This is a genomic window from Aquabacterium soli, assembly GCF_003933735.1.
GTDB lineage: Bacteria > Pseudomonadota > Gammaproteobacteria > Burkholderiales > Burkholderiaceae_C > Aquabacterium > Aquabacterium soli.
In genome coordinates, this window is record NZ_RSED01000011.1 from 116,350 (window position 1) to 134,164 (window position 17,815).

Here is a 17,815-nt window from a genome sequence, read left to right on the forward strand (position 1 = left end):
CAGGGATCAGATCGGCATGCCGATCAGGTCATGCCCCTCAGCGGCGACGATCTTGGCGCGGGTGAACTCGCCCACCTTGAGCGTCTTGCTGGCCTTCTGCGGCGGCAGCAGGCGCACGGTACCGTCGATCTCGGGCGCGTCGGCATAGCTGCGGCCCACACCGCCCTTGCGGCCCAGCGCAGGGGCGCTGTCGACCAGCACCTGCATCGTGGCACCCATGCGGCTTTGCAGCTTGGCGATGGACACCTCTTCGGCCACGGCCATGAAACGCGCACGGCGTTCTTCACGCACCTCATCCGGCAAGGCGCCCGGCAGCTCGTTGGCCGGCGCGCCCTCGATGGGCGAATAGGCGAAGCAACCTGCACGGTCGATGCGCGCTTCGCGCAGGAAATCGAGCAGATAGTCGAACTCTTCTTCCGTCTCGCCGGGGAAGCCGGCGATGAAGGTGCTGCGCACCACGATCTCGGGGCAGATCTCACGCCAGCGGCGCAGGCGGTCGAGGTTCTTCTCGCCGTTGGCCGGGCGCTTCATGCGCTTGAGCATGTCGGGGTGGGCGTGCTGGAAGGGCACGTCCAGGTAGGGCAGCACCAGGCCCTGGGCCATCAGAGGGACGATCTCGTCGACGTGCGGGTACGGGTAGACGTAATGCAGGCGCACCCAGGCACCGTGCTGCTGGGCCAGCGCACCGAGCTGCTCGACCAGGTCGTACATCTTGGTCTTGACGGGCTTGCCATCCCAGAAGCCGGTGCGGTATTTCACGTCAACACCGTAGGCGCTGGTGTCCTGGCTGATGACCAGCAGCTCCTTCACACCGGATTCGAACAAGGCCTTGGCTTCGCTCAACACCTCGCCGATGGGGCGCGAGACCAGGTCGCCACGCATGCTGGGGATGATGCAGAAGCTGCAGCGGTGGTTGCAGCCTTCGCTGATCTTCAGGTAGGCGTAGTGCCTGGGCGTGAGCTTGATGCCGGCCACGCCACGCGCTTCAGGCACCAGGTCGATGAACGGATCATGAGGCTTGGGCACATGCACGTGCACGGCGTCCATCACCTCCTGCGTGGCGTGCGGGCCCGTGACGGCCAGCACCTTGGGGTGCACCTGGCGGATCAGGTTGTCGCCGCCCTCGCCTGTGCGGGCGCCCAGGCAGCCGGTCACGATGACCTTGCCGTTCTCGGCCAGGGCCTCGCCGATGGTGTCCAGGCTTTCCTTGACGGCATCGTCAATGAAGCCGCAGGTGTTCACGATGACCAAATCGGCACCGTTGAAGGTCTTGCTGGTCTCGTACCCCTCTGCGCGCAGCTGGGTGAGGATCAACTCCGAATCGGTGAGCGCCTTGGGGCAGCCCAGTGAAACGAAGCCGATTTTGGGCGCAGGGGCGCCAGGAACTACCGGGGGGACGGCGGAGGAAAGGGTCTGTTCGAACGTCATGGGGGTGGATTGTCGGGGAAATCGGCCGTCCTGAGAACCGAAAGACCGGGGCAGACCCCTTGAAAGCGGCCATATTCAGGGGGCGGCACGCTGAACAGAAGGCTGTCTGTGACATGAACAGCAGTTACAGTCTTGCCCTGGCACCCGTGCGCGGTTTCCGGACACGGCCCCTCCCCTCACCACACGAACGAATTTGAAGGAGCCTTTGTGGCCGCCAGCAGCTTGCTTGCCCTGATCGATGACATCGCCACCGTGCTGGACGATGTGTCCGTGATGACCAAGGTCGCCGCCAAGAAGACCGCCGGCGTGCTGGGCGACGACCTGGCGCTCAACGCGCAGCAGGTCACCGGCGTGAAAGCCGACCGCGAACTGCCCGTGGTCTGGGCCGTGGCCATGGGCTCTCTGCGCAACAAGGTGATCCTGGTGCCGGCCGCGCTGGCCATCAGCGCTTTCGCGCCCTGGGCCGTGATCCCCCTGTTGATGGTGGGTGGCGCGTACCTGTGCTTTGAAGGCTTCGAGAAGCTGGCGCACAAGTTCCTGCACAGCCACGCCGAGGACGAGGCCCACAAGGCCGAACTCGTCCAGGCCGTGAGCAACCCCGAGGTGGACATCCTGGCCTTCGAGAAGGACAAGATCAAGGGGGCCGTGCGAACCGACTTCATCCTGTCGGCCGAGATCATCGCCATCACGCTCGGCACGGTGGCCAACGCCCCGTTCATGCAGCAGGTGACGGTGCTCACAGGCATCGCCCTCATCATGACCGTGGGCGTGTACGGCCTGGTGGCCGGCATCGTGAAGCTGGACGACGGCGGCCTGTACCTGAGCCAGCGCAAGGGCACAGGGGCCCTCAAGGGCGCCGTGCGCGCCCTGGGCCGGGGCATGCTGAATGTCGCGCCCTACCTGATGAAGACCTTGTCCGTGGTGGGTACCGCCGCCATGTTCATGGTCGGTGGCAGCATCCTCACGCACGGTATCCCGGTGGTGCACCATGCCATCGAGCATGCGGCGCAGGCCACGGCCGGCGTGGCGGGCATCGGCGGGCTGCTGCAGGCTGTCACACCCACGGTGCTCGATGCGCTGTTCGGCGTGGTGGCTGGCGCGGCCGTGCTGGCGCTGGTGATGCTGGCGTCGAAGCTGCGCGGCAAGAAGAACGCTGCAGCCGCCTGAGCACAAGCGCCGTCGCGCGCCGAATCGGCGTGCTTCCGCAGCCCTGAAACGCGGGCTGGATGACGCACACTGGGGCCATGGACACGCATCAGGACTTCACCATTCGCCGGGCGGTGCCCGCGGATGCGGCCGCCATCGCCGAGATCTACAACGGCTATGTCGAAAAAACCGTCATTTCATTCGAGACGGAACCCGTGCCGGTGGCCGAGATGGCCCAGCGCGTCGCGGACCGGCTGAACCGCTACGACTGGCTGGTGGCAGAACGCCAGGGCCGCCTGATCGGCTATGCCTACTACGGCCAGTTCCGCACCCGCGCCGCGTACGACCACGTGGTTGAAAGCACGGTGTACATCGCAGGAGACGCCCTGGGACTGGGCCTGGGCCGGCGACTCTATGCAGAGCTGATCCAATCGGCCCGCGACAAGGGCTTTCGCGAGATCATCGGCGTGATCGCTCTGCCCAACGACGCCAGCGAACAACTGCACGAGCGGATGGGCTTTGTGCGGGTGGGCCACCTGCCCAGGGTAGGCTACAAGTTCGGGCGCTACATTGACGTGAGCTTCTGGCAGTGGTCGCTTCCAGAAGCACCCGCCTGATCCCGATTTTTCCTGATCCCATACCGACAACCACCCTGAGGGGACGATTCGATGCTCACCACACTGGCCCTGGTCCTGACGGCGCTCGTTGCCGCCCTGCACCTTTACTTCCTGGTGCTGGAAATGTTCCTGTGGGACAAGCCGATGGGCCGCAAGGTGTTCGGCCTGACCAAGGAGTTCGCCACGGCCAGCAAGGCCCTGGCCGCCAACCAGGGGCTGTACAACGGCTTTCTGGTGGCCGGGCTGGTGTGGGGGCTGCTGCTGGGGCCGGTGGCTGGCCGGCCGATCATGTTCTTCTTCCTGGGCTGCGTGGTGGTCGCTGGCGTCTTTGGCGCCGCCACGGTCAGCAAGCGGATCTTCTTCGTGCAGGCCTTGCCCGCGCTGATCGCTGGCGCGCTGCTCTGGCTGGCTTGATCTGCAACCTCGTCATCACCGATCAGTGATCCTCGTCTAACCCAAAGGAGACCGCCATGGGCAACAACAGCCGACGCATCACACTGTTCCACGCCCCGCAGACACGCTCTTCCGGCGTGCTGACGCTGGTCTACGAACTGCAGGCAGACCATGAACTGCATGTGCTGGACGTGCGCGCCGGCGAACAGCGCCAGGCGCCCTACCTGGCCATCAACCCGATGGGCAAGGTGCCCGCTGTCAAGCATGGCGAGGCGCTGGTCACGGAGCAAGGGGCCGTGTACCAGTATGTGGCCGAGCTCTACCCAGAGGCGGGTTTGGCGCCCCCGCCGGGCGACCCGCTGCGCGGCCCTTTCCTGCGCTGGCTGGCCTTCTATGGCAGCAGCTTCGAGCCCGCCCTGGTGGACCGCGCCCAAAAACGGGCACCGGCACCGCCCTCCACCTGCCCGTACGGCGATTTCGACACCATGCTGCGCACGCTGACGGACCAACTGGCGAAAGGCCCGTACATCCTGGGCGAGAAGTTCACGGCGGCGGATGTGCTGTGGGGCAGCGCCCTGCGGTGGACGACCACCTTCGCCCTGGTGCCGACGTCGCCCGAGCTGCAGGCCTACATCGAGCGGGTGTGTTCGCGGCCGAGCTTCGCGCAGGTGGCCAGCAAGGACGCCGAGCTGCTGGCGGCCCAGGGCCACTGAGCCAGGGGCGCCCATGTCATCAAGGCCTCAAGGGGTCTTGGATTCCTCGTCCGAGCCGAAGGCGTGCTCGGGCATCTCGGGCAACCAGTCGATGTGGTGCCCCAGCTTGAGGGCCTTGGTGGCCAGGTAATGCTCGTTCTCGGCCTGCGGCTGGCTGCGCACGGGCACGCGCTCGACCACCTTCACGCCGTGCTTTTCCAGCGTGCTGACCTTGCGGGGGTTGTTGGTCATCAGCCGCACTTCCTTGATGCCGAGCTGATCCAGCATGCAGGCGGCCACGTCGAAGTTGCGCAGGTCGGCCGCAAAGCCCAGGCGCAGGTTGGCCTCGACCGTGTCCAGCCCTTCATCCTGCAGGGCGTAAGCCTTGAGCTTGTTGATCAGGCCGATGCCCCGCCCCTCCTGGCGCAGGTAGAGCACGGCGCCCCGACCAGCCTCGCCGATCTGACGCAGCGCGAAGTGCAGCTGAGGGCCGCAATCGCAGCGCAGCGAGCCGAACACGTCGCCGGTCATGCATTCGCTGTGCACCCGCACCAGGGCGCTGCCCACCACGTCGCCCATGACCATGGCCACGTGCTCCAGGCCGGAGGGCTCTTCCTTGAACAGCTTCATGGTGAAGGTGCCGTAGTCCGTGGGCACACGGGCCTGGGCCACCATGGTGAGCTGGGTGGCGGGTTGGCTGGAGGGTATCTGCGGCGAAATCATGAAACTTCAGCGAGGCGTCAGGCGGTCTTGTCCTTGTATTCTCGCAGGTCGGTCAATACCCTGGGGTTCGACAGGCCGGCGGCCCACTGGCAAGGGGTGGCTCACCCCTGGGCCAGCAGCGTGGCCAGCTCGGCCGCCGAGCGCACGCCCAGCTTGGAAAACACCCGCGCGCGGTGCACCTCGACCGTCCGCACAGCGATGTGCAGCTCATCGGCGATGACCTTGTTGAGCTTGCCGGCGGCCACGCGCTGCATCACCTCGCGCTCGCGCTCGCTCAGGCTGGCCAGCCGCGCATCGCGTTCCGCATGGCGGGTGTCGTCGGCCAGCATGGCGGCTTCCACGGCCAGGGCCTGCTCGATGCGGTCGACCAGGGTGTTGTCGCTGTAGGGCTTTTCCAGAAAATCGAAAGCGCCTTTCTTCAGGGCCTCCACCACCATGGGGATGTCGCCATGGCCGCTGAGAAACAGCAAGGGGTTGCGAAAGCCGTGTTCGATCAGCACCTCGTGCAGTTGCAGGCCCGACATGGGCTCCATGCGCACATCCACCAGGAAGATCCCGCGCACCGGACGCAAGGGCGATTCGGCCAGGTGGGTGAGCAACTCGGGCCCGCTGTCAAACCCATAGACCAGCAGGCCGCGCGAGCCGAGCAGGAAGGTCAGGGCATCGCGCACCACGGCCTCGTCATCCACCAGATAGACGATACCTTTATCGAGAGGGGCCGGGGCTGTGCTCATGGTCTGGAATCGTCCTGGGAAATGGAGGCATCGGCGGGCATGGGGTCATCGGATGGGTCGTGCTCGCCCTCCTGATCATGGTCTTGCCAGCAAGGCACGGTGAACGAGAAGACCGCACCGCCGCCCGGCGCCTCTTCGGCATCCAGCGCGCCATAGTGCAGTTCGACGATGGAGCGGCAGATGGCCAGGCCCATGCCCATGCCCTCGGCCTTGGTGGAGAAGAACGGTGCGCACAGGGTTTCGATGCCCTGCCCGCCCAGGCCGGGCCCGTTGTCGCTGACCTGCACCTTGACGAAGCGACCGTCGGGCGCCAGCGTGGTCATCACGTGCAGTGAACGCACACCTGGGCGGGTGGACAGGGCGTCGCAGGCATTGCGCACCAGGTTGGCGGCCACCTGCTCCACCAGGATGGGATCGACCAGCACGGGTGGCAAGGCGCGGTCCAGTTGCAGGGACAGAGACACGCCATGGCGGTTCATGTCACGGCGCTGCAGGTCGACCGCCGCCCGCACGATCTGGTTGATGTCGCCCCGCTCTCGCTGGGGCTCGCGCCGGGTCAGGAACTCGCGAATGCGCTTGACGATGCGCCCGGCATGCGCCGCCTGCTCGCCCAGCCGCTGCAGCGCGCCCAGCAGCAGCGAATCGGGTTCGGGGTGGCGCTTGAGGGCGTTGAGCACGCCGGCGTTGTAGCTGGTGATGGCGGACAAGGGCTGGTTGAGTTCATGCGCGAGGGTGGAGGCCACTTCGCCCAGCATGGTCAGGCGCGAGTGGTGGGCCATGGTGTCGGCCTGGCGGCGCTCGCGCTCTTCCAGGCGCTTGCGCTCGGTGATGTTGAGCACCGAGGCCATCCAGCCGATGTGCCTGCCCTGTGCATCCACCAGGCGGGCTTCGAAGATCATCACCTCCAGCACGCGGCCATCGCGGTGCTGCCAGCGTGATTCATAGCCTTCCCGCGGTGCCTGGCCGGCCATGTTGCGCAGGTGGCGGCGCATGGATTCGTCCAGCTCATCAGGCAGCCAGTAGGGCATGGGCGGCATCACGCCGATCAGCTCTTCGGGCTGGTAGCCCAGCATGTCGGCCATGGTCTTGTTGACGTAGACCAGGCGTCCGTCCAGATCGCGGGCTCGCAGGCCGACGGCGAGCGAATCCTCCATCGCGGTGCGCCAGGCGGCCTCGGTGCGCCAGGCCTCTTCGGCGCGTTCGACGGCCAGCATCTGGCGGCGCAGCATCCAGGAAGCAGCGCCCACCAGCAGCAGGAAGCCGCCCATCAGCGCCATGGGCAAGGTGCGCCACCAGGGCGTCTGCCGCTCACGCGAGGCCAGCTCCAGCCAACCTTGCGCCATCGAAGGGCCCATGGTCTTGCGGTACCAGAGCTGGTCCGGCAGGCGCTCACCATCCACGGTGGCCGCGATCACATCGTCGGAGCTGTCCACCAGTCGGATGTCGTACTTGCGGGCCAGCCACCAGGGCACGCGCTGGCGCAGGAGGTTGGTGGACGAATAGCGCGCCACCAGCAAGCCGCCACGGTTGGGCAAGGCCACACTGAGATGGCCGGCCAGCCCACGGTCGGTGCTACCGGCACGCAGGGGGGCATTGGCAGGCAGCTTGTCGTCGGGCACCTGGGCCACGATGCGGCCCTGGGCATCGACCCAGGTCACGCTGACCCAGAAACGCCGCAAGCCGTCGAGCAGCAGGGCCTGGCGGACGAAGGCCTCCGGCCGCGTGTGGTGGGCAGCCAGGTCATCGGCCAGCGCCTTCAGGCGGGCGGTTTCGTCGTCGAGCGCGCCGCTGAGCTGCGCTTCGAGCGACAAGGCATCGGAGATCAGCTCGGCACGGCGTGCCTCCCGCTCATCCGCGTCGGTGCGCACCATCCACGCCACCACCCCCGCCACGAAGACCAGCGACAGCAGCAGGGGCCAGGCCCACAGGCTGCGGGGCCCACCCACGCGCCGCCCCAGCAGCTTGAAGCGCGGACGAGGGGGCACGGCCAGCTCGGGCCTTGGCGGCTCGGACAAGGGGGAACTCATGCGCGGAAGTCTAGTGCTTCGGGCACGGGCCTTATAAGGGATAACCCGCTGAAATCAAGCACCTGGACGCACAAATGTGGAACTCCACAATTCCCCCTGAAACAGGGGGAACCAAGAATGCCCACACCCCCTTCCTGGAGACCAACCATGACCCGTCCGCTGAGCCCGCCTTCCGTCATCCGTCGAGGACTGGTGGTCGTCGGCACGGCACTGGCGCTGGCACCCCATGCGTTCGCTCAGGCCCCGATCGTCATCAAGTTCAGCCACGTGGTGGCCAACGACACACCCAAGGGCAAGGCCGCAGAATTCTTTGCCAAGCGCGCAGGCGAGCTGACCAAGGGGCGCGTGAAGGTCGAGGTGTACCCCAACAGCCAGCTCTACAAGGACAAGGAAGAGATGGAGGCCCTGCAACTGGGCTCCGTGCAGATGCTGGCCCCCTCGCTCTCCAAGTTCGCGCCACTGGGGGTGAAGGAGTTCGAGGTGTTCGATCTGCCCTTCATCTTCGACGACTACAACGACCTGCACAAGGTGACCGGCGGCCCGGTGGGTGCCAAGCTGCTCAAGAAACTGGAATCGCGCGGCATCACGGGGCTGGCCTACTGGGACAACGGCTTCAAGGTGATGTCGGCCAACAAGCCGCTCAGGGCCGTGGCGGACTACAAGGGCATGAAGATGCGCATCCAGTCGTCCAAGGTGCTGGACGCCCAGATGCGCGCCCTGGGCGCCCTGCCCCAGGTGCTGGCCTTCTCCGAGACCTACCAGGCGCTGCAGACCGGCGTGGTCGATGGCACCGAGAACCCGCCGTCCAACCTGTACACCCAGAAGATGCATGAGGTGCAGAAGCACGTCAGCGTGACCAACCATGGCTACCTGGGGTATGCGGTCGTGGTCAACAAAAAATTCTGGGATGGCCTGCCCGGCGACATCCGCACCGCCCTGAGCAAGGCCATGACCGAGGCCACCAAGGTGGCCAACGACACCGCCTTCAACGACAACCAGGACTCCCTGGCCAAGGTCAAGGCCAGCGGGAAGACCACGGTCTACTCACCCACGATCGGCGAGCGCTTCCAGCTCAAGAAGGCCCTCGTGCCCGTGCACAAGCAACTGGCTTCGCGCGTGGGCGACGAAACCATCCAGGACATCTACAACGCCACCGGTTTCAGACCGGACAACCTTTGACCCCACGGCCGACCGGCATGGGCCGGCGGCTCCTTCTTGTGTTTGTTGTTTGATTTGAGACACGGAGACATACCATGAACCCCACCCGCCGCCTGTCCATGCTGGCCCTGGCCGCCTGCCTGACCTTGCCCGCCGTTGGCGTGCAGGCGCAGCAGTTCCCCGACAAGCCGATCACGATGATCATCCCGTTCGCTGCCGGCGGCCCCACCGACACCGTGGGCCGCATCTACGCGCAGTCGATGACGGGCTTCCTCAAGCAGCAGGTGATCGTGGAAAACGTGGGAGGCGCCGGCGGCACGCTGGGCGCTGCCCGCGTGGCCCGCGCAGAGCCCAACGGCTACACCATCTTCCTGCACCACATCGGCCAGTCGACCGCGCCAGGCCTGTACCGCAAGCTGCCCTACAACGCGGTCGATGACTTCTCGCCCATCGGCATGGTGGCCGACGTGCCCATGACCATCGTGGCGCGCAAGGATTTCCCCGCCAAGGACCTGAAGGAGCTGATCGCCTACGTCAAGAAGAACCAGGACAGGGTGACCTACGCCAACGCGGGCGTGGGTTCGGCCTCGCACCTGTGCGGCATGCTGTTCATGTCGGCCGTGCAGGCCAACCTGACGACCGTGCCCTACAAGGGCACCGGCCCGGCCATGAACGACCTGCTCGGCGGCCAGGTCGATTTCATGTGCGACCAGACCACCAACACCTCGGGCCAGATCAAGGCCGGCAAGATCAAGGCCTACGCGGTGACCACCAAGACCAAGGTGGCCTCGCTGCCCAACCTGCCGACCATGGATGCCTCAGGCCTGCCCGGCTTCGAAGTGGCGGTGTGGCATGCCATGTACGCGCCCAAGAACACGCCCAAGCCCGTGATCGACAAGCTGGTCGCGGCACTGCAGCACGCCATCAAGGATCCGAACGTGAAGCAGAAGCTGGCCGACCTGGGCACCGAACCCGTGGCACTGTCCCGCGCCACGCCCGAGGCGCTGGACAAGGAATTGCGCTCCGAGATCGTCAAGTGGACGCGCATCATCAAGCAGGCTGGTGTTTACGCCGACTGAATCTCCTGATCACTTACACGCCCTGAATGCCGGCCGGGCACGTTGACGCCTGGCCGGCGCCTCCCCACGTTCATCGATGACCCTCAAGAGGATCACCATGCCATCGTTCATCCGCAGCCCGAAGGATTTCATCTCGGGCCTGCTGTTCCTGATCATCGGCCTGGCCGCCATGGCCTTGGGCAGCGACTACCCCATGGGCAAGGCCATCCGCATGGGGCCGGGCTACTACCCCATGGTGCTCAGCGGCCTGCTGGCCATCGTCGGGCTGGCGTGCATGCTCAAGGCGCTGGCCACCCGTGGCCCCTCGCTCGAACCGGTCCACCTCAAGCCGCTGCTGCTGGTGACGGTGTCCGTGGTGCTGTTCGGCCTGCTGCTGCGGCACGCGGGCATGGTCGCTGCGCTGGCCGTGTCCATCTACCTGAGCAGCCTGGCCAGCAGCCGCTTCACGTTCAAGGCAGCCACGATCACCTTCGTGCTGCTGACCCTGTTCTGCTGGGGCGTGTTCATCAAGGCGCTGAGCCTGCCCATCCCCCTCGTCGGCCCCTGGTTCAGCGCCCTCGGCCTGAGCTGATCCGCATCACACATCGGAGCTGAAACCATGGAATTCCTGGGAGACATCGGCCTGGGCCTGCAGACGGCCCTGAGCCTGCACAACCTCATGTACTGCCTGCTGGGCGTGTTCCTCGGCACGGCCGTGGGCGTGCTGCCGGGGCTGGGGCCCATCGCCACCATCGCGATGCTGCTGCCCGTCACCTTCGGGCTGGACGCCACGGCCTCGCTGATCATGCTGGCCGGCATTTATTACGGCGCGCAATACGGCGGCTCGACCACGGCCATCCTGGTGAACCTGCCGGGCGAGTCATCGTCGGTCGTGACCGCGCTGGATGGCTACCAGATGGCGCGCAAGGGCCGAGCCGGGGCAGCCCTGGCCACGGCGGCCATCGGCTCGTTTTTCGCGGGCACGGTGGCCACGTTGATCATTGCCCTGTTCGCGCCACCACTGGCCGACCTGGCCCTGAAGTTCGGCCCGGCCGAGTACTTCTCGCTGATGGTGCTGGGGCTGGTGGCCTCGGTGGTGCTGGCGCATGGCTCGCTGCTCAAGGCCTTCGGCATGATCATCCTGGGGCTGTTGGTGAGCACCATCGGCACCGACGTGAACTCGGGCACCCAGCGCTTCACCTTCGACACGCCCGAGATGGCCGACGGCATCAGCTTCGTCGTGATCGCGATGGGCATGTTCGGCCTGGGCGAGATCATCCGCGAGCTGGAGCACGAAAGCACCCGCAGCGTGCTGATGAGCAAGGTGACGGGCCTGATGCCCACGCGCGATGACCTCAAGCGCATCGTCGCGCCCATCCTGCGCGGCACGGCCCTGGGCTCGCTGCTGGGCATCCTGCCGGGTGGCGGGGCCATGCTGGCCTCGTTCGCGGCCTACTCGATCGAGAAGAAGGTGTCCAAGAACGGCCACGAGTTCGGCAAGGGCGCCATCGAAGGCGTGGCCGCGCCCGAGGCGGCCAACAATGCCGGTGCGCAGACCTCGTTCATCCCGATGCTGACGCTGGGCATCCCGTCGAACCCTGTGATGGCGCTGATGATCGGCGCCATGATCATCCAGGGCATCCAGCCCGGCCCGGCCGTGATGACCGAGCAGCCCGCGCTGTTCTGGGGAATGATCGTGTCGATGTGGGTGGGCAACGTGTTCCTGGTGATCCTGAACCTGCCCATGATCGGCCTGTGGGTGAAGATGATCTCGATCCCCTACCGCATCCTCTATCCCATCATCCTGGCCTTCTGCGCCATTGGCGTGTTCAGCGTCAACAACGCGACCTTCGATGTCTACCTGATGGCGCTGTTCGGCGTGGCGGGCTATGTGTTCTCCAAGCTCGAATGCGAGCCGGCGCCCATGCTGATGGCCTACGTGCTGGGCTCGATGATGGAAGAGTACCTGCGCCGCGCCCTGCTGCTGTCGCGGGGCGATCCGATGGTCTTTGTTGAGCGGCCCATCAGCCTGGCGATGCTGGTGCTTGCGGCCGCCGCGCTCGCGGTGGTGCTGCTGCCGGCGATCCGCAACAAGCGGGAGGAAGCCTTCGCTGAAGAGGGCTGACCGAGCACGGCACAACCTCCATGCGGCCCTGCCGCAAAGCCGCGATGCGCTCTGGCCGGCCATCGCGGCTTTTTTGTGGGTTTCAGGAATTGCAGATCAGTCCTCCGATCAGGTGACAGGCGGAAAGCATGGTGGCGCCAAAACCACATCGTAATGATAATCATTGTCATCTCAATTTACAATGCTTAACTCTCATCCGGCCTGCGAGCACGACATTCCCTGACGGATTGCTTCTCCATTCCATTGCAGGCTTTTTCCTAGCTGCCACCTCCGTCGTCGCCCTCGTACGCACCTGCCAGCCCCCCCGCTGGCCTTGGATATTCGCGTACACGGCGCCTCCGGCTTCACGCTGAACACCCATGCCAAATCTCTTGTCCACCCCAGCCGTGTCCGTTCGACTGTTTGCAAAGCTGATCCCTGTCGCCTCTGCAGCCTGCGTGTGCTGCGCTAGCTGGGCTCAGGAAGCTCAATCCGAAGAAGCCTTGCCCACCATCTCGGTCAAGGCTTCGCGCAAAACCGAACCGGACGTGTTCGAGGCCTTGGGCCGGAACAAGCCATCGAAGACATCCACAGGCCTGGCACTCACACCTCGCGAGACGCCCCAATCGGTGAGCACGGTAGAGCGTGATCAGATCGAACAGCGCTCGCTCACCAGCGTCGATACGGTGCTGCGGGGCACCACGGGTGTCCACGTGAGCTTCTACGACACGCAACGCCCGCTCTACTACTCGCGCGGCTTCCTGATCACTGACTTCCAGGTCGATGGCCTGCCGACCTTCAGCAACAGCACCAACCAGGAATTCGACACCGCGATCTACGAGCGCGTCGAGATCGTGCGCGGCGCCAACGGCATCCTGACCGGGGTGGGCACGCCATCGGCCACCATCAACCTGATCCGCAAGCGTCCGACGCGCACCTTTGGCGGAACGGCCTCCGTGACCGTAGGAAGCTGGGACTACTACCGCGGCGAAGTCGATCTGAACGTGCCGCTGAACCAGGACGGTAGTGTGCGCAGCCGGTGGGTTGTCGCCCCGCAGAAGCGCCACAGCTTCCGTGACCGCTATGAAGAAGAGAAGTACGCGCTGCTCGGCGTGGTCGAGGCTGATCTCGGCCGAGATACCATTGCTTCCGTGGGCTATCAGCGCCAGAGGAACGCCCCGAAGGCTGGCATCTGGGGCACGGTCCCGCTCTTCAATGCCGCTGGCGGCGTTGCCGACCTGCCCAGGTCGATCAACTTCTCTCCAGACTGGACACGCTGGTCGCGCGAGTCGGGCACCCTGTTCGCCACGATCGATCATCAGATCAACAGCGATTGGTCACTGAAAGCCACCCTCAATCACACAGAAGGCAAGACCTTCAGCCTGCGCACCTACGGCTCCGGCCTCTCGTCAGGAGTCCTTCCAACGTCGTCACGATCAACGCGCCTTTCCCTGACAGCGTGACTGGAACGGGGATGTTCCTTTATGGGGCCGTCGGCGGCGGCAAGGAGACCATGGACACAATGGACGCCCGCTTGTCTGGACAATTCAGCCTTGGTGGCCGCAAGCATGATGTCTTTGTAGGCTTCAGCAGCCTTCGCACCGATACCAGGACTGACGGCTACACCGATCTGGCAGTTGATCCGACGCGCTATGTTTACAGTATTCCCAATGTGAACACCTGGGATGGAACAGCACCTGTTCCCAACTACCGCCGCACCGGTGCATACACCGTACAGCAGACCAGCCAGGATGCGGTGTATGCCTCGGCACGCTGGCGACTGGCTGAACCGCTGTCTCTGCTGACAGGGGCGCGCGTGACCAACTGGCGTCGCCACACCGACAACTACGGCACCACGGGAGCGTACGTGCGCACCACGGCGCGGCAATCGGTGGGACAGGAGGTCTCGCCGTTCCTGGGGGTGGTCTACGATCTCAACGAGTACGTCTCGGCTTACGCGAGCCACACTGGCATCTTCAATCCGCAGAACTACAAGGATCGCTTCGCCGATCCGCTGTCGCCGGTCAAGGGCAAGAGCAACGAGTTGGGACTCAAGGGCGAATGGCCTGAGCACGGCATCTCGGGGTCCTTCGCGTTCTTTGAAGTCAAACAGGACAACTACGGGGTGAAAGACGGCAACTTCAAAGTCCCCGGTGAAACCGCTGACGCCTATGTCGCTGTGAACGGCACAAAGTCCTTCGGCTGGGAAGCCGACATTGCCGCACGCCTGAACTCCAACTGGCAAGCCACGGCCGGAGTCACACGGGTCAAGACCACACGCAACGCCTTTGACCTGACCTATGCCAACCTGCCTGAATGGTTGGTCAAGCTGGGAACGCAATACCGCTTCTCGGGTGTGCTGCAGCCGGTCGAGCTGGGCGCGCAACTGCTTTGGCAAGGTCAGATGGACGCCGTCAACGTGCCCAGCCCTTCTGGCCGGACCAAGGTCAAGCAGTCGCCGTTCGGCCTGCTCAACCTCAATGCGAGTTGGCGCTTCACCGAGGCCACCAGCGTCAATTTGGCCGTGACCAACGCTCTCGACAAGCACTACCTGGCGACGCTGGACTACGCCAACTACGGTGAACCGCGTTTCATCAGCCTGACGCTGCGCACCCGCTTCTGACGAGACGGGGGTTCCGCCCCCAGCGATGATCCACGGGCCTGCTCCATCCAAGGAGCAGGCCCTTTTTTCGTCTGATCCGACGCTGGCGCAACGGGCTGGCACGATGTTTGATGCATGCTTGCAGCTATGAGCCGCACAGCCACAAGCTGCGCGGCGCACTCCAGGAACATCAACCCACCGTTTTCCGCATGGTCACCAAGGCAGCCCTCACCCCGTCCGCTCCCGCGACTTCCCGCAACAGGTCGGCCAAAGCCGCCATCACCACCGGCACCAAGGCCCCCACCGGCCGCCGCAACGAACCCCTGCTCAAGGACATCCGCCTGCTCGGCCGCGTGCTGGGCGACGTGATCCGCGAACAGGAAGGCCGTGAGGCTTACGAGCTGATCGAACGCATCCGCCAGATGGCCGTGGCCTACCGCGCCCGCAAGGACGACCAGGCCGGCAAGGACATGGATCGGTTGCTCAAGAACCTGTCGGCCGACCAGAGCGTGTCGGTCATCCGCGCCTTCAGCTACTTCTCGCACCTGGCCAACCTGGCCGAGGATCGACACCAGGTGCGCCAGGCCGCACAGTTGCCGGCCAAGACCGCCGTCGAAGGATCGCTGGAAGCGGCCTTCAAGCGCCTGTCCGAAGAGGGGGTGCGCAACGATGAAATCGCCCTGCTGCTCAAGCACGCCTATCTCTCGCCCGTGCTCACCGCCCACCCGACGGAGGTGCAGCGCAAATCCATCCTGGACACCGAGCGCAGCATTTCCGACCTGATCACGCGACTCGACGGAGCCGATGGGGCCGTGCGTGCAGAGATCGAGGCCGCGCTGCGCGCACGCGTCACCCAACTGTGGCAGACACGCATGCTGCGCTTCACCAAGCTCACCGTGGCCGACGAGATCGAGAACGCGCTGAGCTACTACCAGAGCACTTTCCTGCGCGAGATCCCCAAGCTCTATGGCCAGATCGAGCGCGCCCTGCCCGGCCGCGAGATCGCGCCCTTCCTGCGCATGGGCAACTGGATCGGCGGCGACCGCGACGGCAATCCCAATGTGAGCGCTCAGACGCTCAAGCTGGCCCTGTCGCGCCAGGCCGAAGTGGCGCTGCGGCACTACCTGGTGGAGGTGCACCACCTGGGCGCCGAGTTGTCGATGTCCGGGCGGCTGGTGGGCATCACGCCGGGGATGCAGGCCTTGGCCGACCGCTCGCCCGACCAGAACCAGCACCGCGCCGACGAGCCCTATCGCCGGGCGCTGACGGGTGTCTACGCCCGCCTGGCCGCCACCCTGCATGACCTGACCGGCACCGAAGCCCTGCGCCATGCCGTCGCGCCACAGGATGCCTACACCAGCGCCGATGAGTTCCTGGCCGACCTGCACACCGTGGATGCATCGCTGCGGGCGCACCATGCTGGCGCCCTGGCCGAGTTGCGCGTCAAGCCACTGATCCGCGCCGTGCAGGTGTTCGGCTTCCACCTGGCCACGCTCGATCTGCGCCAGAGCTCCGACCAGCACGAGCTGGTGATTGCCGAACTGCTGGCCACCGCCCGCGTCGAGGCCGATTACGCCGGCCTGGATGAAGACCACAAGCGCGCACTGCTGCAGCAACTGCTGTGCGAGGCCCGCCCCCTCCGCGTGCCTGGCGCCCACTACAGCGAGCTGGCGCTGCACGAACTGGCCATTTTCGAAGCCGCCGCCCAGGCCCGCCGCGCCTATGGTGCGCAGGCCCTGCGCCACTACATCATCTCGCACACGGAGACGGTGAGCGACCTGCTGGAAGTGCTGCTGCTGCAGAAGGAGTGCGGCCTGATGCGCGGCACACTGGACGATCCCAAGTCGGTGGCCGACCTGATCGTGGTGCCGCTGTTCGAGACCATCGCCGACCTGCGCCACGCCCCCGGCATCATGGAGGGCTTCTACGCCGTGCCCGGCGTGGCCGAACTGGTCAAGCGCTCGGGCAGCGAGCAGGACATCATGCTGGGCTACAGCGACAGCAACAAGGATGGCGGCTTCTTCACCAGCAACTGGGAGCTCTACCGCGCCGAGATCGCGCTGGTGGCCTTCTTCGACAGGCTCAAGCAGCAGCATGGCATCCGCCTGCGCCTGTTCCATGGCCGCGGCGGTACCGTCGGGCGTGGGGGCGGCCCTACGCACCAGGCCATCCTGGCGCAGCCCCCCGGCACCGTGAACGGCCAGATTCGCCTGACGGAGCAAGGCGAGGTCATCGCCTCCAAGTACGCCCACCCCGAGATCGGCCGGCGCAACCTGGAAACCCTGGTCGCGGCCATGCTCGAGGCCAGCCTGATCCAGCCCGCCAAGCCCGTGCCCGCAGCCTTCTTGCAGGCGGCGGATGCCATCTCGCAGGCCAGCATGGCCGCCTACCGCAAGCTGGTCTATGAGACGCCCGGATTCACCGACTACTTCTTCTCGGCCACGCCCATCCGGGAGATCGCTGACCTGAACATCGGCTCACGCCCGGCTTCGCGCAAACCCAGCCGGCGCATCGAGGATCTGCGCGCCATCCCTTGGGGTTTCTCATGGGGGCAGTGCCGGGTCGCCCTGCCCGGCTGGTTCGGACTGGGCTCGGCCATCGAGGCCTTCCTGTCGGAGCCAGGCACCGACCGCAAGGCCCAACTGGCCGTGCTGCAGCGCATGCACAAGCAGTGGCCCTTCTTCCGCACCCTGCTGTCCAACATGGACATGGTGCTGGCCAAGAGCGACCTGGGCATCGCTGCGCGCTATGTGGAGCTGGTGGAAGACAAGCGCCTGGGCAAGAAGATCATGGTCGCCATTCGGGCAGAGTGGGATCTGACCAACCAGGCGCTCAACCAGGTCACCGCCACCAAAGGTCGTTTGGCCACCCAACCCGACCTGGCCGGTTTTCTGAACTACCGCTTCCCGTATGTGGACCCGCTGAACCACCTGCAGGTGGAGCTGATGCGCCGGCACCGCAAGGCGCCCGATCTGCGTGCCTCGGGTGTCGAGGGTGAAACCGTGGCCGACCGGGTGCAGCGCGGCATCCTGCTGTCGATCAACGGTGTCGCGGCGGGGCTGCGCAACACCGGCTGAACGGGGGGTTGACCACCCCGGCATCGCAAGTTTGGGTGGCCGCCCCGCCAAGGCCT

General features: G+C 65.5%; 15 protein-coding genes. 11 read left to right on the plus strand and 4 right to left on the minus strand.

What is annotated here, in order from left to right; all coding sequences use genetic code 11:
* Window positions 1–6: 6 nt before the first annotated feature.
* Window positions 7–1,428, minus strand: a complete 1,422-nt coding sequence (gene rimO / locus EIP75_RS15060) for a 30S ribosomal protein S12 methylthiotransferase RimO (protein ID WP_125244088.1) — start codon at window positions 1,426–1,428, stop codon at window positions 7–9.
* A 207-nt stretch (window positions 1,429–1,635) separates the two neighbouring features.
* Here rimO and EIP75_RS15065 point away from each other — a divergent pair, with 207 nt between their 5' ends.
* From EIP75_RS15065 to EIP75_RS15080, 4 genes are all read left to right on the plus strand, one after another.
* The gene (locus EIP75_RS15065) at window positions 1,636–2,595 is read left to right on the plus strand and encodes a DUF808 domain-containing protein (RefSeq protein WP_125244089.1); all 960 of its coding nucleotides are present in this window, start codon (window positions 1,636–1,638) and stop codon (window positions 2,593–2,595) included.
* Between the two features lie 77 nt (window positions 2,596–2,672).
* Window positions 2,673–3,191 (plus strand): GNAT family N-acetyltransferase, encoded by a 519-nt coding sequence (locus tag EIP75_RS15070; protein WP_125244090.1) that lies wholly within the window; start codon window positions 2,673–2,675, stop codon window positions 3,189–3,191.
* A gap of 51 nt (window positions 3,192–3,242) precedes the next feature.
* The gene (locus tag EIP75_RS15075) at window positions 3,243–3,605 is read left to right on the plus strand and encodes a DUF1304 domain-containing protein (protein ID WP_125244091.1); all 363 of its coding nucleotides are present in this window, start codon (window positions 3,243–3,245) and stop codon (window positions 3,603–3,605) included.
* Window positions 3,606–3,661: 56 nt separating this feature from the next.
* Window positions 3,662–4,297 carry a glutathione S-transferase family protein gene (locus tag EIP75_RS15080; RefSeq protein ID WP_125244092.1) on the plus strand — a complete coding sequence of 212 codons (636 nt, stop codon included), beginning with the start codon at window positions 3,662–3,664 and terminating at the stop codon, window positions 4,295–4,297.
* A gap of 27 nt (window positions 4,298–4,324) precedes the next feature.
* On the opposite strand, the gene ribA is transcribed toward EIP75_RS15080, so the two are convergent.
* The 3 genes from ribA to EIP75_RS15095 all read right to left on the minus strand — a co-directional run bounded on the left by ribA (window position 4,325) and on the right by EIP75_RS15095 (window position 7,760).
* Window positions 4,325–4,999, minus strand: a complete 675-nt coding sequence (gene ribA / locus EIP75_RS15085; protein ID WP_125244093.1) for a GTP cyclohydrolase II — start codon at window positions 4,997–4,999, stop codon at window positions 4,325–4,327.
* Window positions 5,000–5,100: 101 nt separating this feature from the next.
* A complete protein-coding gene (locus EIP75_RS15090; RefSeq protein ID WP_125244094.1) occupies window positions 5,101–5,733 on the minus strand; it encodes a response regulator transcription factor in 633 nt (210 codons plus the stop codon).
* The gene (locus EIP75_RS15095; protein WP_125244095.1) at window positions 5,730–7,760 is read right to left on the minus strand and encodes a sensor histidine kinase; all 2,031 of its coding nucleotides are present in this window, start codon (window positions 7,758–7,760) and stop codon (window positions 5,730–5,732) included. The genes EIP75_RS15090 and EIP75_RS15095 overlap by 4 nt, the downstream gene beginning before the upstream one ends.
* Window positions 7,761–7,907: 147 nt before the next feature.
* Here EIP75_RS15095 and EIP75_RS15100 point away from each other — a divergent pair, with 147 nt between their 5' ends.
* The 7 genes from EIP75_RS15100 (at window position 7,908) to ppc (ending at window position 17,759) form a co-directional block, all read left to right on the plus strand.
* Complete coding sequence (locus EIP75_RS15100; RefSeq protein WP_125244096.1) at window positions 7,908–8,939, plus strand: TRAP transporter substrate-binding protein; 1,032 nt, start codon at window positions 7,908–7,910, stop codon at window positions 8,937–8,939.
* A gap of 74 nt (window positions 8,940–9,013) precedes the next feature.
* Window positions 9,014–9,997 carry a tripartite tricarboxylate transporter substrate binding protein BugD gene (locus EIP75_RS15105; RefSeq protein WP_125244097.1) on the plus strand — a complete coding sequence of 328 codons (984 nt, stop codon included), beginning with the start codon at window positions 9,014–9,016 and terminating at the stop codon, window positions 9,995–9,997.
* 97 nt (window positions 9,998–10,094) lie between these two features.
* Complete coding sequence (locus EIP75_RS15110) at window positions 10,095–10,568, plus strand: tripartite tricarboxylate transporter TctB family protein (protein WP_158622864.1); 474 nt, start codon at window positions 10,095–10,097, stop codon at window positions 10,566–10,568.
* Window positions 10,569–10,595: 27 nt separating this feature from the next.
* Window positions 10,596–12,101 (plus strand): tripartite tricarboxylate transporter permease, encoded by a 1,506-nt coding sequence (locus EIP75_RS15115; RefSeq protein WP_125244099.1) that lies wholly within the window; start codon window positions 10,596–10,598, stop codon window positions 12,099–12,101.
* Between the two features lie 482 nt (window positions 12,102–12,583).
* Window positions 12,584–13,543: a TonB-dependent siderophore receptor gene (locus tag EIP75_RS24595; protein WP_233584887.1), complete on the plus strand. Its 960-nt coding sequence runs from the start codon at window positions 12,584–12,586 to the stop codon at window positions 13,541–13,543.
* A gap of 11 nt (window positions 13,544–13,554) precedes the next feature.
* The gene (locus tag EIP75_RS24600; protein ID WP_233584888.1) at window positions 13,555–14,703 is read left to right on the plus strand and encodes a TonB-dependent siderophore receptor; all 1,149 of its coding nucleotides are present in this window, start codon (window positions 13,555–13,557) and stop codon (window positions 14,701–14,703) included.
* A gap of 188 nt (window positions 14,704–14,891) precedes the next feature.
* On the plus strand, window positions 14,892–17,759 hold the full coding sequence (gene ppc / locus EIP75_RS15125) for a phosphoenolpyruvate carboxylase (RefSeq protein WP_125244150.1): 2,868 nt from the start codon (window positions 14,892–14,894) through the stop codon (window positions 17,757–17,759).
* Window positions 17,760–17,815 lie beyond the last annotated feature (56 nt).